The 13,276-nt window shown below is 63.8% G+C and carries 13 protein-coding genes; 5 read left to right on the forward strand and 8 right to left on the reverse strand.

The features are described 5' to 3' along the window. Position 1: 1 nt before the first annotated feature. From cobT to CH294_RS20110, 3 genes are read right to left on the reverse strand one after another with little or no spacing between them, the layout of a single operon-like run. Positions 2 to 1,054 carry a nicotinate-nucleotide--dimethylbenzimidazole phosphoribosyltransferase gene (cobT, locus tag CH294_RS20100; RefSeq protein WP_249305416.1) on the reverse strand — a complete coding sequence of 351 codons (1,053 nt, stop codon included), beginning with the start codon at positions 1,052 to 1,054 and terminating at the stop codon, positions 2 to 4. Between the two features lie 44 nt (positions 1,055 to 1,098). Continuing rightward, positions 1,099 to 1,668: a bifunctional adenosylcobinamide kinase/adenosylcobinamide-phosphate guanylyltransferase gene (cobU, locus tag CH294_RS20105; RefSeq protein WP_052077712.1), complete on the reverse strand. Its 570-nt coding sequence runs from the start codon at positions 1,666 to 1,668 to the stop codon at positions 1,099 to 1,101. Positions 1,669 to 1,673: 5 nt separating this feature from the next. Then, positions 1,674 to 2,333, reverse strand: coding sequence for a DUF3043 domain-containing protein (locus tag CH294_RS20110; protein WP_094738903.1), 660 nt, complete (start codon positions 2,331 to 2,333; stop codon positions 1,674 to 1,676). 101 nt (positions 2,334 to 2,434) lie between these two features. On the opposite strand from CH294_RS20110, the gene CH294_RS20115 reads away from it, so the two are divergent. The 3 genes from CH294_RS20115 (at position 2,435) to CH294_RS20125 (ending at position 5,018) form a co-directional block, all read left to right on the forward strand. Further along, positions 2,435 to 3,508 (forward strand): glycerate kinase, encoded by a 1,074-nt coding sequence (locus CH294_RS20115; RefSeq protein WP_094738904.1) that lies wholly within the window; start codon positions 2,435 to 2,437, stop codon positions 3,506 to 3,508. 66 nt (positions 3,509 to 3,574) lie between these two features. Then, the gene (locus CH294_RS20120; protein ID WP_032403924.1) at positions 3,575 to 3,940 is read left to right on the forward strand and encodes an iron-sulfur cluster assembly accessory protein; all 366 of its coding nucleotides are present in this window, start codon (positions 3,575 to 3,577) and stop codon (positions 3,938 to 3,940) included. Between the two features lie 103 nt (positions 3,941 to 4,043). Continuing rightward, entirely contained in the window at positions 4,044 to 5,018 is a 975-nt protein-coding gene (locus tag CH294_RS20125; protein WP_094738905.1) for a carbohydrate kinase family protein, read from the forward strand. A 90-nt stretch (positions 5,019 to 5,108) separates the two neighbouring features. On the opposite strand, the gene asnB is transcribed toward CH294_RS20125, so the two are convergent. Next, on the reverse strand, positions 5,109 to 7,037 hold the full coding sequence (gene asnB / locus CH294_RS20130) for an asparagine synthase (glutamine-hydrolyzing) (protein ID WP_094738906.1): 1,929 nt from the start codon (positions 7,035 to 7,037) through the stop codon (positions 5,109 to 5,111). 224 nt (positions 7,038 to 7,261) lie between these two features. Between asnB and CH294_RS20135 the strand changes: the two genes are divergently transcribed. Then, positions 7,262 to 8,341 carry a cytochrome c oxidase subunit II gene (locus CH294_RS20135; RefSeq protein WP_032379552.1) on the forward strand — a complete coding sequence of 360 codons (1,080 nt, stop codon included), beginning with the start codon at positions 7,262 to 7,264 and terminating at the stop codon, positions 8,339 to 8,341. A gap of 18 nt (positions 8,342 to 8,359) precedes the next feature. Further along, positions 8,360 to 8,776, forward strand: a complete 417-nt coding sequence (locus CH294_RS20140; RefSeq protein WP_094738907.1) for a cytochrome c oxidase subunit 4 — start codon at positions 8,360 to 8,362, stop codon at positions 8,774 to 8,776. A gap of 165 nt (positions 8,777 to 8,941) precedes the next feature. On the opposite strand, the gene CH294_RS20145 is transcribed toward CH294_RS20140, so the two are convergent. The 4 genes from CH294_RS20145 to CH294_RS20160 form a co-directional block, all read right to left on the reverse strand. Next, the gene (locus CH294_RS20145; protein WP_032379074.1) at positions 8,942 to 9,217 is read right to left on the reverse strand and encodes a helix-turn-helix transcriptional regulator; all 276 of its coding nucleotides are present in this window, start codon (positions 9,215 to 9,217) and stop codon (positions 8,942 to 8,944) included. A 235-nt stretch (positions 9,218 to 9,452) separates the two neighbouring features. Then, the gene (locus CH294_RS20150) at positions 9,453 to 11,222 is read right to left on the reverse strand and encodes a cytochrome bc complex cytochrome b subunit (protein WP_094738908.1); all 1,770 of its coding nucleotides are present in this window, start codon (positions 11,220 to 11,222) and stop codon (positions 9,453 to 9,455) included. Further along, entirely contained in the window at positions 11,219 to 12,397 is a 1,179-nt protein-coding gene (locus CH294_RS20155) for a ubiquinol-cytochrome c reductase iron-sulfur subunit (RefSeq protein WP_052065861.1), read from the reverse strand. The genes CH294_RS20150 and CH294_RS20155 overlap by 4 nt, the downstream gene beginning before the upstream one ends. Beyond that, positions 12,394 to 13,242 (reverse strand): cytochrome c, encoded by an 849-nt coding sequence (locus CH294_RS20160; protein ID WP_052058424.1) that lies wholly within the window; start codon positions 13,240 to 13,242, stop codon positions 12,394 to 12,396. Before CH294_RS20160 ends, CH294_RS20155 begins: the two co-directional genes overlap by 4 nt. Positions 13,243 to 13,276: the final 34 nt, after the last annotated feature.

Raw genomic sequence — 13,276 nt, forward strand, 5'->3', positions numbered from 1 at the left:
GTCAGTGGTCTTCGGTAGTGCTGTCGGCTTCGTTGTCGCCGGTGCTGACACCGGAGTCGGCGAAAGTCGCCATCGAGTTCAACGTGCCGACGCCCGCACGAACCAGAGGCAGTGCCGCGAGGGCACCGGACCCTTCACCCAGTCTCATGGCCAGCTCGACGACCGGTTCGAGACGCAGATGACGCAACGCAAGTGTGTGAGCGGGCTCGGCCGAGCGGTGCCCGGCAACCCACCAGTCCCGTGCCCCGGCCGCGCCGTCCTCTGCCACCAACGCGGCCGCGGTCACCACGAGGCCGTCGAGAATTACCGGGGTGCGACGATGCGCGGCCTGTGCGAGAAATCCGGCCAGCGCCGCGAAGTCGGCACCGCCCGCTACCCGGAGCAGATCGGTTGGGTTCTTGGCGACCGGTCGCGCTCGACGCATGGCATCCCGGATTGCGGCGGTCTTCCTGATCCACCCCGCGTCGTCGATTCCGGTGCCTCGGCCCACGGCCGCAACAGGCTCGGTGTCGGTTAGGATTGCGGTCAATACTGTTGCGGGAGTGGTGTTTCCGATACCCAGATCGCCCGCGATGAGCAGATCCGCCCCACCGTCGACCTCCTCGTCTGCGATGGCTGCTCCCGCGGCGAGCGCTGCTCGAACCTCGGCTTCGCTCAGTGCATCCTCGCGGTCGATCGATCCGCTGGAACGTCGTATCTTGAACGCCGACACCGACGAATCGGTCTCGGCGTCCACCGCGATATCGACTACCCGCACCGTGGCGCCGGCGATGTCAGCGAGCACATTGACTGCCGCCCCGCCGCCGCGAATGTTCTCGACCATCTGAGCTGTCACCTCCGGCGGGTACGCAGAGACTCCATGCGCTGCGATCCCGTGATCGCCGGCGAAGACGACGACGCGCACCCGATCGAGCGAGCGTGGAGGGCAGCTGTCCTGGCACGCCGCGATCCATTCACCGAGCTTCTCCAGGCGGCCGAGGCTGCCGGCGGGCTTGGTGAGTTCACGTTGGCGATCCTCGGCGGCCGAGCGAGCCGAATCGGACGGAGCGGTCACCGGACGAAACGGCGACGACGCCGAATCTTCTGCCGAAAGAGTTGTCACACTTCGCCTTTCGCGGTGATGAAGTCTGCCGGTGGTTCCTTGAGGGTCATCGCGAGTCCCGCGACGACCAGCAGAACCCTGTCACACACTGCGGCGAGTCGAGAGTTCAGCAGTCCGAGCTCGTCTCGGAAGAGGCGTCCGGAATGCGATTCGGGAACCACGGACAGACCTACCTCGGGACTGACCAGCACAAGGGTGGACGTGCAGTCCGCAACCGCCCCGACAAGATCGTCGACGGCCGGCGTGATCGTGCCGCGCGGTCGCTCCCACGCCCGAGCGTCGTCGAGCATCCCCGTCAGCCATGTTCCGAGGTCGTCGACCAAGGTGGTGCCGTCCCAGGGCTCCGAAATCGACGAGGCCAGCGCGGTCACCGTCTCGACGGTGGACCAATGCTGCGGTCTCGACGCCCGATGGAGGTCGATGCGACGCTGCCAATCCTCGTCGGTGTGGTCGCGCCTACCGGTAGCGAGGTAGCGAACCGGCTCCGTGACGGCACACGACTCGGCGTGCGCGGACTTACCGGAGCGGGCACCACCGAGTACGAGGGTTCGAGTCGGTTCACCCACCGACGTCAGACAGCCGCGCCGGCGCTGACTCGCGGCTTGGGTGCGCGCATCTTGCGAATCTGGGACGCGCGGACGAACGCGTACCACCCGATCTTGAAGCCGCCGTCCGTGGTCTCGGGGAATCGGACTCGGATCTTGTTGTTGATCATCTTGCCGAGGTAGATGCCCTCGCCGACCATGAACAGCATCATCACGAACATGCCGAGAGTGACGTACTGCTGCACCGCAGGCTGCAGGAACAGTGCGAAGATCAGGATCAGTGCGAGCGGCATGAACAGTCCGACGAGATTGCGCCGCGCATCGACGATGTCGCGAACGTACGCGCGAACCGGACCCTTGTCGCGGGGGAGTAGGTACTTGTCGTCACCGGCCAGCATGCGCGCACGGCGCTCGGCTGCAGCGGCGCGGCGCTCGTTGGACGCGGCCTTGCGGTCTTCCTTGCTGCCCTTGTTCGCCTTGCGGCGCTCGCGAGCCTCTTTGCTCGTCAGGGGAGCCGGAGCGACCGGACCACGCCGACGGGACTCGGCGTCACGGCGCTTGGGTGTCGGCCGGCCCTTGCCGAGGGACACCGGAGATGCGGCCTCGTTCCCGGACGCAATCGACTCGGATTCGTTCGAGTTCTGTTCGTCCGAATTGTCGGAGTTTCCACGGCGTAGCAGCTTCACGCATCCAGAGTATGGGATGACGTATCGATCTCGAACACCGGCCAGGTCAGCTGGCAGATCAGCAGATGCCGTTCGCATGGTGCGGCCCTAGACTTTCCACGATGCGAGTGATGATTGCGCCCGATTCCTTCGGAGACACCCTGACCGCCGCGAGCGCGGCCCATGCAATCGCGAAGGGATGGGCGTCGGTTCGACAGCAGGACCAACTCGAGCTCGCCCCCCAATCCGACGGCGGGCCCGGATTCGTCGAGGTGCTGGCCTCGCGCATCGGCACTGTGCAGGTCGCCGACGTCGACGGACCGCTCGGCACCCCGGTTCGGGCCCGCTGGCTGCTCGACGGCCAAGCGGCATACATCGAATCAGCGCAGGCGTGCGGGCTGCATCTGCTCGACGGTCCGCCGAGCCCCCTGTCCGCACTGAAAGCCAGCAGTTACGGCGTCGGGCAACTGATCGATGCAGCGATCGGCAGCGGGGCTCGAACGATCTTCGTCGGGCTCGGCGGCAGCAGTTGCACCGACGGCGGCCGTGCACTGATTCGCGCAATGGGTGGACTTGGATCGGCGGTCGCTCGATTGGCGGGAATCGACCTCGTTGCCGCGTCGGACGTGGAAAATCCGTTGTTGGGCGAGTGGGGTGCGGCTCGGGTGTTCGGCCCGCAGAAGGGTGCCGACGCCGAGACGGTCGAAAGACTCGAGGAGCTGAACACCGACTGGGCCGCAGTTCTGTCCGCAGCGGGTCACGACGTGGCGAATCGGCCGGGTGCAGGAGCCGCGGGCGGCCTCGGTGCCGCCCTGTTCGCACTCGGCGGCACACAGCAGCCGGGGGCCGTCGTGGTGGCCGAGCGAACCGGACAGCAAGAACTGCTCGAGACCGTCGATCTGGTGTTGACGGGTGAGGGAAAGTTCGATTCACAATCGCTGCGCGGCAAGCTGGTGACCAGAATCGCGGCCGCCGGTGGCGCGACCGGGGTGGAGACGATCGTGCTCGCGGGACAGGTCACGTTGACCGAGGACGACCTGGCCTCGGCCGGTATCGAGGCCGCACATTCGATCAGCGAGTTCGCGGGATCGGTGGAGTTGGCGATGTCCGATGCAGCCAACCAGCTCGAACTGCTGGCCGCACGTATCGCCGGCGAGGTTGCCGACTCTGCCGTGAATCCGAGGCGGCGAGCGTGAGGAATAGAGGCACCGAGAGTACGGTTGAGTAGTTCACGGGTTTTGTACGACTGATAGGGAGAGCCCATGACCGTTTCAAGCGAGACCACAACAACCGAAACCACGGCGCACAAGGTCACCATGACCGACACCGCGTCGGCCAAGGCCAAGGCGTTGCTGGATCAAGAAGGCCGCGACGACCTCGCGCTGCGCATCGCGGTGCAGCCGGGTGGTTGTGCAGGATTGCGTTACCAGCTCTTCTTCGACGATCGAAGCCTCGACGGAGACCTCGCGGTCGACTTCAACGGCGTCACCCTCGCAGTGGACCGGATGAGCGCCCCCTACGTCGAGGGTGCATCCATCGACTTCGTGGACACGATCGAGAAGCAGGGCTTCACGATCGACAACCCGAACGCCACGGGTTCGTGCGCGTGCGGCGACTCGTTCAACTGAGCTGACCCGTTTTCGACTGTGACCGATACACGCATGCGTGTATCGGTCACAGTCGTGTCTGCCTGTCAGCAAACCAGGACCTCCATTCGAAAGGCTCTCCTTCGTGACTCTCGCGGTATCCGGCTCGATAGCGACCGACCATCTGATGCGATTCTCCGGACGGTTCGCCGAGCAGATCGTCGCCGACCAGATCTCGAACATCTCGTTGAGCTTTCTGGTCGACGACCTGGTCATCCGCAAAGGAGGAGTAGGCGGCAACATCGCCTACGCGCTCGGGGTCCTCGGCGGCTCGCCGCTGCTCGTGGGGGCTGTGGGACCGGACTTCGCCGAATACCGCGGCTGGCTCGAAGAACACGGCGTCGACTGCAGTGGCGTGAGCATCTCCGCAACCGCCCACACGGCGCGTTTCGTCTGCACCACGGACCAGGACATGGCGCAGATCGCATCGTTCTACCCCGGGGCCATGAGTGAGGCTCGCGATATTTCCATCGAAGCGCTGGCGACCCAGCACGACCTGGATCTGGTTCTGATCGGTGCCAACGACCCCGATGCGATGACAGCGCACACCGCCCAGTGCCGCGCTGCGGGCATCCCGTTCGCAGCCGACCCGTCCCAGCAGCTCGCTCGCCTCGATGCTGCGCAGGCAATGGAGATGATCGACGGAGCCGCGTATCTGTTCACCAACGAGTACGAATGGGCTCTGCTCAAGCAGAAGACCGGCATGTCCGACGAAGACATCGCCGCGAAGGTGGATCTGCGTGTCACCACATTGGGCAAGCGCGGCGTGGACATCGTCACCAAGGACGGTGCGCATACCCACATCGGTGTCGTACCGGAAACCAGCAAGGTCGACCCGACCGGCGTCGGCGACGGCTTCCGCGCAGGTTTCCTCACCGCGCATCTGGCGGGCGCAAGCATCGAACGTGCAGCGCAACTCGGCTCGCTCGTCGCCGTTCTGGTGCTCGAAACCACCGGAACGCAGGAGTGGAGCCTGAACCGCGACGACGCGATCAAGCGTCTGAGCGCGGCGTACGGCACCGAGGCGGGCGAGGAGATCGGCGCGCTGTTGCCGGCCTGAGATCGGTCTCCCTCAGCGGGATCAATGCGGCTTTGTTGCAATCTGAGCGACTGGAATCCACATTGATCCCGGGGGAGACGGGTGTACCGGTCAGATGTTGACCGGGTATTCCGGTTCGGCGATCTGCGGCACGATGCGCTTCTCGACGAAGATGCCGTGCCACACCATGAAGATCAGCAGCGTCCACAGACGTCGGCTGTGATCGGATTTTCCGGCGCGATGGTCGTTGAGCATCGCGACTATGGCGGGCTTGTTCAGCAGGTGATCGGTCTGCGAATCGGCGATCTGCTGGCGCGCCCAGTCGAAGAGTTCCGTGCCGCGCAGCCAATGGCGCAGTGGCACAGGGAATCCCAGCTTGGCGCGATGCAGTACGTGACCGGGAACGATTCCCTCGAGCGCCTGGCGCAGAGCGTACTTCGTGGTGCTCTTGGTGATCTTCTGCTCGAGCGGGAGCTTCTCGGCGACCTTGTAGACCTCGGAGTCCAGGAACGGGACTCGCAGCTCGAGCGAGTTCGCCATGGTGATCTTGTCGGCCTTGACCAGAATGTCGCCGCGCAACCACGTGAACAGGTCCAGGTGCTGCATGCGAGCCACCGGATCCCAGCCCTGCGACTGCGCATAGATCGGCGCAGTGACGTCCTGGTGGGTCCATTCCGGTCGGAATTCGCGCAGTACGGACCGCAGTTGTGCGTCGTTGAAGCTGCGAGCGTTTCCGTAGTACCGCTCTTCGAGAGTCATCGATCCACGGTTCAGCAGGCTTTTTCCGCGGGTACCTTCCGGGATCCGCTCGCTCAACGACCCGGCAGCGCGTCTGAGGAATGCCGGAAGCGACTCGAACGGCTTCAGTGACAGCGGCTCGCGATAGATGGTGTACCCGCCGAACAACTCGTCCGCGCCCTCGCCGGAGAGCACGACCTTCACGTGCTTGCGCGCCTCCTTGGCGACGAAGTACAGCGGTACGAGGGCCGGATCCGCCACCGGGTCGTCCAGGTACCAGACGATCTCGGGGATGGATGCTGCGAACTCCTCCGGCCCGACGACCTTGACGATGTGGCGAGCACCGATGGCAGCCGCCGACTCCGCGGCGACGTCGACCTCGGAGTACCCATCACGTTCGAAACCGGTGGTGAAGGTGATCAGATCAGGATTGTGGCGGATTGCCAGCGCCGCGATGGCCGTCGAATCGATACCGCCCGACAGGAAGGACCCGACTGTCACATCGGCGCGCATGTGCTTGGCGACCGAATCTTCGAGCGCCTCGGCGATCTCCTGGTAACGAGCCTTCTCGCTGCCGGGCGCGAACGGTTGGACCGGAAACTTCGGCGTGAAGTATCGGGTGACCTTCGGCGCGGTACCGGGGGAGAGGGTGGCGTAGCAGCCGGATTCGAGCCGACGGATCCCCGCGTGGAGGGTCTCGGGCTCGGGGACGTACTGCAGCACGGTGTAGTGCTCGATGGCGCGCTGATCGAGATCGTCGTCGACCCCGACCAGGTCCATCAACTCGAGCACGCTCTTCTTCTCACTGCCGAATGCGGTGCCTCCCGGGCCGGTGGCCAGGAACAACGGCTTGATGCCGAAGGGATCGCGTGCAATGAACATCTGGCGGGTCTCGGTGTCCCAGACTGCGAACGCGAACATGCCCCGCAGTCGCTGCACTGCGGCAGGACCCCAGTAGTGGAATGCGGCGACGATCGATTCGCTGTCGCCCTCTGTGGCGAACTCTGCCCCATGATCACGCGCCAACTCCGCGCGCAACTCGAGGTAGTTGTAGATCTCGCCGTTGAAGACGAGCGCGTACCGGTTCGGCGACTCGGGCGGACCCCATCGCATCGGCTGATGCGAGTGTTCGATGTCGATGAACGACAACCGGTTGAAGCCGTAGACGACGTCGTCGTCGTGCCACGTGCCGCCGGGCTCGTCCGGGCCTCGGTGTCGCATGCAGTGGGTTGCCGAGCTCACCAGCTCGACTCCGGCGGCGGTCGTTCCGTGAGACGTGAGTACTCCGAGCAGTCCACACACAGCGTCTGCTACCTCTTCTCGCAGTTGGGGACAATGCAGCGGTCCGAGTCTCCGCGAGCGGCGTCAGCGGGACGGCAGATCAGGAACCGAGTATGCCGCAGACACGCACGAGCGTAGGTAACGACCCAAGGATGGCTATCCGTCGGCTTTGGTCTACGCTGCGTAGTACTCGGGCATCTCCATGTGGAAGCCCTTATTCTTCAGTGGTGGGCAATCAGGAAGGCGTGAACGTGGCGCATAGTCGGATCCTTCGGCGAGCGGGGCTGACAGCATTTCTCGGTGTAGCCGCGTTGATGCTGTCGGGCTGTTCCATCAGCAGCGACAACGTACTCAATTTCGGTTTCGCCTCTGGCGTCACTCCTCAGGGGCGACGCATCGGCGACCTGTGGACCTGGTCGGTTATTGCCGCCTTGGTCATGGGCATCGTCGTGTGGGTCCTGATCTTCTGGGTGGTGCTCTTCCACCGTAAGAAGAAGAGCTCACCGGAGTTCCCCCGCCAGACGGCGTACAACGTTCCGCTCGAGCTGTTCTACACGGCCGTGCCGTTCGTCATCATCGCCGTCCTGTTCTACTTCACCGTCGTGGTGCAGAACTACGTCGACGAGAAGCAGGCCGACCCCGACGTACAGGTCGACGTCACTGCGTACCAGTGGAACTGGAAGTTCGGCTACCGGACTATCGACCTCAAGGACGGTGCCGCCAAGTACGAGGGCACCGACGAAGAGCAGCAGGCCGCAGCGGAAGCCGCCGCTACTCCCGGCGAAGGTGCCGAGGGAAGCGAGGACGGTGAATTCGTTCCAGGAGCGATCCATGGAGCGATCCCGCAGGACCTGTCCTACCTGCACTACAACAAGATCGAAACGGTCGGATCCAGCGACGAGATCCCGGTACTGGTTCTCCCGACCGGTAAGCGCATCGAGTTCGTGCTCGCGTCCTCGGACGTCATCCACGGCTTCTGGGTACCGGAATTCCTGTTCAAGCGTGACGTTCTTCCGAACCCCGAGGAGAACCACTCCGACAACGTGTTCCAGATCAGCGAGATCGAACGCGAAGGATCGTTCGTCGGCCGGTGCACCGAAATGTGTGGCACCTTCCACTCGATGATGAACTTCGAGGTTCGCGCTGTGTCACCGGACAAGTTCGAGCAGTACATCGAGCTGCGCAAGCCGGTGTCCGAGGGCGGCGAAGCGCTCACCAATGCGCAGGCGCTCGACGCCATCGGTGAGAGCCCGCTCGCAACGAGTACCTCGCCGTTCGAGACCGATCGCACCGTCCGTACCGCCACTGTCGCCGAAGGCAACTGACCAAGGAAGCATGCTGATATGAAAATCGAAGCCAAGATCTTCGAGATCCTCACTGTCTTCTTCCTCCTGGTCGGCATCGTGTACGCGTTGTTCACGGGCCTGAGCCGCACCGGAGTGGAATGGGCCGGCGTCACCGCGATCTTCCTGTCGGTGGGTCTGACGTTGATCGTCGGTACGTACTTCCGGTTCGTCGCCCGACGCCTCGACACCCGCCCCGAAGACTTCGACGATGCCGAGGTCAGCGACGGCGCAGGCGATCTGGGCTTCTTCAGCCCCGGCAGCTTCTGGCCGATCGTGCTCGCCGGCGCTGCGTCCATCACGGCTCTCGGATTCGCTTTCTTCCAGCCGTGGCTCATCGCTGTGGGCGTCGTCTGCGTCATCGCATCTGCCGCTGGATTGGTGTTCGAGTACCACGTCGGAGCCGAGCGTCACTGACTGCATACACCTGGGAAGGGCCCCAATCGTTCGCGAGAACGATCGGGGCCCTTTTTTGTACCCGTGTGAGATCAAGAGCCTCCGCGACGGCACGTGTAGCGATGACGGCCCAAGAAAGGTGCGCGACGAGGGGTGGGGGGCGACCAGGAGTGGGCGTCCGCGACGTCAGGAGGCGTCGGCCTCGGAGTGTCTCGCTATCGAGTCCGAGGTCGAGTCCGCCAAGGCGTCCAACGAGATGCTCAGCGCCTCGCACAGGGCCGCGACGGTAAAGAATGCTGGAGTCGGTATGCGTCCGGTCTCGATCTTTCTGAGCGTCTCGACCGAGATGCCGGCAGCGTCGGCGACATCGGTCATGGTGCGGCTGCCTCGGTAACGACGCAGTGTTGCGCCGAGCCTGGCACCGCGAGCGAGTTCGCCGGGGGTGAGGGGGATTCGGACCATGTGCCGATAGTAATACCGGTGAGGCCGATCTGTTGCGACCCAGTGGTGCGCTCGCACTGAGACGGTCCGCCGACTGTTCGAGCTCGGCGTGTGGGGACGCCGGAGGCCGGGGGAGGGGAGAGGCACGAAGGTCCCTGTCCGTCGGTGTGGACGCTTCGTCTTGTCCAAGTGCAGTGGACGCAAAGAAGGGCGGCACCGTTGCCGGTGCCGCCCTTCTTTCGTGCTGTGTCAGATATCAGTGATCGCTGTCGCTGTCCTGACGACCCGACGTGATCGCCGCGTCTTCGTACCCGTTGCCATTCGCGTGGCCGTTGCCGTTCCCGTTCGAGTGGCCGTTGCCATTTGCGTGGCCGTTGCCGTTCCCGTTCGAGTGGCCGTTCGAGCCGTTGCCGAGAATTCCCGCCTGGTAGTTGCGGAGCATCGCGAGCTGCTCGTGTTCGCCCTTGTGCAGTGCATCTTCGAGAGCCTTGCTCTGAGCCACCGGGTCCGGGGTGAACAACGATCCGGAGCCGGGCTTACCGGCCGAGCCGAGCTTGTTCATCTTCTTGGGTACCGGTGCGCCCTGGTAGTCGAGCGGAATCGGATGTCCGTGATCGTCGACCGGTCCGAGCGGCTGGTGGATTTCCACGTACTGGCCGTGCGGGAGACGCTTGATGATTCCGGTTTCGATGCCGTGCTCGAGTACCGCCCGGTCGCTGCGCTGCAGACCGATGCAGAACCGGTAGGCAACGAAGTAGGCGATCGGAGGCAGGATCAGTACGCCGATTCGACCGATCCAGGTCATGGCGTTGAGCGAGATGTCGAACTTGTACGCGATCAGGTCGTTGACGCAGGAGAGCGTCAGGACGACGTAGAACGCGATGGACATCGCGCCGATGGCCGTACGGACCGGTACGTCGCGGGGGCGCTGCAGCAGGTTGTGGTGTGCAGTGTCGCCGGTGAGGCGCTTCTCGATCCACGGGTAGGCGATCATGACCGTGAATACGAGGCCCATGATCACTGCCACCCAGAACACGGCCGGGATGGTGTAGCGACCGGCGATGTAGATGTCCCATGCGGGCCAGAGTCGAGCCAGGCCGTCGGTCCACATCATGTAGAAGTCGGGCTGCGAACCTGCCGAGACCTGCGACGGGTTGTACGGGCCGAGGTTCCAGATCGGGTTGACCTGAAGCAGACCACCCATTGCTGCCAGAACACCGAACGTCACGGCGAAGAATGCACCGGACTTGACCGCGAAGACCGGGAGAATACGAACGCCGACGACGTTCTTCTCGGTACGTCCCGGTCCGGGGAACTGCGTGTGCTTCTGGTACCAGACCAGGGCGAGGTGAGCTGCGATCAACGCCAGGATGATTGCCGGCAGCAGCAGGACGTGAGCCACGTACAGGCGAGGAATGATGATGGTGCCCGGGAAGTCGCCGTCGAAGATCAGCCAGTGCATCCACGTTCCGACAATCGGGATGCTCATCGTGATGCCGGAGAAGGCGGCGCGAAGACCGGTGCCCGAAAGCAGGTCGTCGGGAAGGGAGTATCCGAAGAAGCCCTCGAACATCGCCAGGATCAGCAGCAGGCAGCCGATGACCCAGTTGGCCTCGCGGGGGCGACGGAACGCACCCGTGAAGAAGATGCGGGCCATGTGCACGATGATCGACGCGGCGAACATCAGCGCAGCCCAGTGGTGGATCTGTCGCATGAACAGACCACCGCGGACCTCGAACGAGATGTCGAGGGCAGTGGCGTACGCACGAGACATCGTCACACCGTTGAGTGGGAGGTACGAACCGTCGTAGACGACCTCGCTGAGCGACGGATCGAAGAACAGGGTGAGGAAAACGCCGGAGATCAGCAGGATCACGAAGCTGTAGAGCGCGATCTCACCGAGCAGGAACGACCAGTGGGTGGGGAACACCTTGTTGATCTGACGGCGCAGTCCCGGTGCCAAGTGGTAACGACTGTCTACGTCGTCGGCCTGCTTGGCTGCGAGAGTTTGCAGTGAAGGACTCATGAATCACGCTCCGGTCGACGTTCCCAGAAGGCGGGGCCCAGTGCTTCGTGGAAATCGGCTTGTGCCACTAGGTATCCCTCCTCGTTGACTGTGATGGGAAGCTGGGGCAGCGCGCGCGCGGCCGGTCCGAAGATCGGCTTGGCGTACTCGAGCGCGTTGAACTGCGACTGATGGCAAGGGCAGAGAATGCGGTTTGTCTGCTGCTCGAACAACGATGTCGGGCAACCCAAGTGCGTGCAGATCTTGGAGTAGGCGTAGTAGTCGCCGTAGTTGTAGCTTTCCTGGCCCTTGCGCTTGACGACCGTGCTGGCATCGTCGGGACGCAGGCGGATGAGCATGACGGCGTTGCGAATTCCGCGCAGAGACACGAGAAGTTCGTGCTCGCTCTCGCGGTCCGATTCGCGGAACGGGAATACAGTCTCCATGGCACCAGCGTCCAAGTCCTCGGGCCGAACGAGAACGACATCTTCCGGTCGCCCGGTGTCTCGTCGGAGGTAGATGGTCTCTCCATCGTAGCGAGGAGTCCAACCGGATACCCACAACGGAGAATCTTCGCCCTTGGCCCAAGGGTTCTTGATCAGGCCGCCGAGCGGGAGAAGTGCCATGATGCCGAGTGCGCCACCGCCGAAGAACAGGGAACGCTTGATCACCTTGCGGCGACCGATGGTCGACGTGTCGAGAGAGTCGCCCAGTTCGGCCACCAACGTCTTGCGGTCCGTCTCCGACGAACTTCCGTCGTGGCGATCCTGGATGGAGACCTCTTCGGGAATGAACTTCTTGGTGAACTGCACCGCACCGACGCCGACGGCGAGGATTGCCAGACCCATCGTGCCGCCGATCAACGGCGTGTACAGCGAGTAGAGGTGGTAGTTCTCGTCGCCGATTCCGGCGTACTGCCAGGGCCAGAACAGGTAGACACCGATGAACGCGACGGCCGAAAGACCGGCGATGGCGAACCAGATCGCCACACTGCGCTCAGCGCGCTTCTCTGCCCGGGTGCCCTCGACAGCCCAGCGGTTTCTGCGGAAAGCGACGTCGACGCCGTCGAGGTTGGTACCGAGCTCGACCAGCTGGTCGCGGCTCAGTGAAGCCAGTTCCTCGTCGGTGTACTTCTTGTCGGCATCCACACCACTGGTGTTTGCCGCGTCCTTGCGGCCGGAATCGCCGTCGCTCATGACCTAGCTCCGATCCACAGTGTTGCGCCGACGACTGCGGCGATTCCGACAACCCAGAGTGCAACCATCTCGGTACCGGGACCGAAGCCCGCGAGACCCCAACCGCCCGCGGCCTTGGTTTCCTGAGCCGACTTGACGTACGCGATGATGTCCGACTTCTCCTCGATCGTCAGCTGACGGTCGGAGAACTTCGGCATGTTCTGGGGACCGGTGACCATCGCGGTGTAGATCTCCTGCTCGTTCGCAGGACCGAGGTCGGGTGCGAACTTGCCTGAGGACAGGGCACCGCCCTGGCCGGTGAAGTTGTGGCAGGACGCACAGTTCAACCGGAACAGCTCACTGCCACGTGCGATGTCGTCGCCGCGCAGAGATTCCTGGGCAACCTCGCCGTTGTCGTCGAGGATGACCGTGGGTCCGCCGCCGTTGGCCTGAATGTAGGCACCGAGGGCGTCGATCTGCTTGTCGTCGAACTTCGGTGGCTTGCGGAGTGCCTGCGCCTCGTTACGCACAGCAGGCATACGGCCACTGGACACCTGGAAGTAGACAGCCGCTTCGCCGACGCCGATGAGGCTCGGTCCGCGATCCTGAACGCCCTGCAGGTTGGCACCGTGGCACGTCACGCACGACGTGTCGTACAGCTGCTTGCCTTCGCGAATGAGCGCAGCCGAGTCGGTGTCGGCGGTAGCGACCTGCGGAGTCGGTGTGAGGGCCGAAGCGAGGAAACCCGCGCTCAGAAGGCCCATCATCAGAACGAGAGCACCTGTGATGCGTCGGCGCGTCTTACGCTGCCGTCGCGTCTTGGCGGCGGCCTTGTCGACGGATGCTGCTGGGGGAGATGTACTCATCTTCTATCCCTTGTCGTGTCGGGACGGACCGAAC

Origin of the sequence: Rhodococcus sp. 14-2483-1-1 (assembly GCF_002259335.1) — a bacterium.
Classification (GTDB): domain Bacteria; phylum Actinomycetota; class Actinomycetes; order Mycobacteriales; family Mycobacteriaceae; genus Rhodococcoides.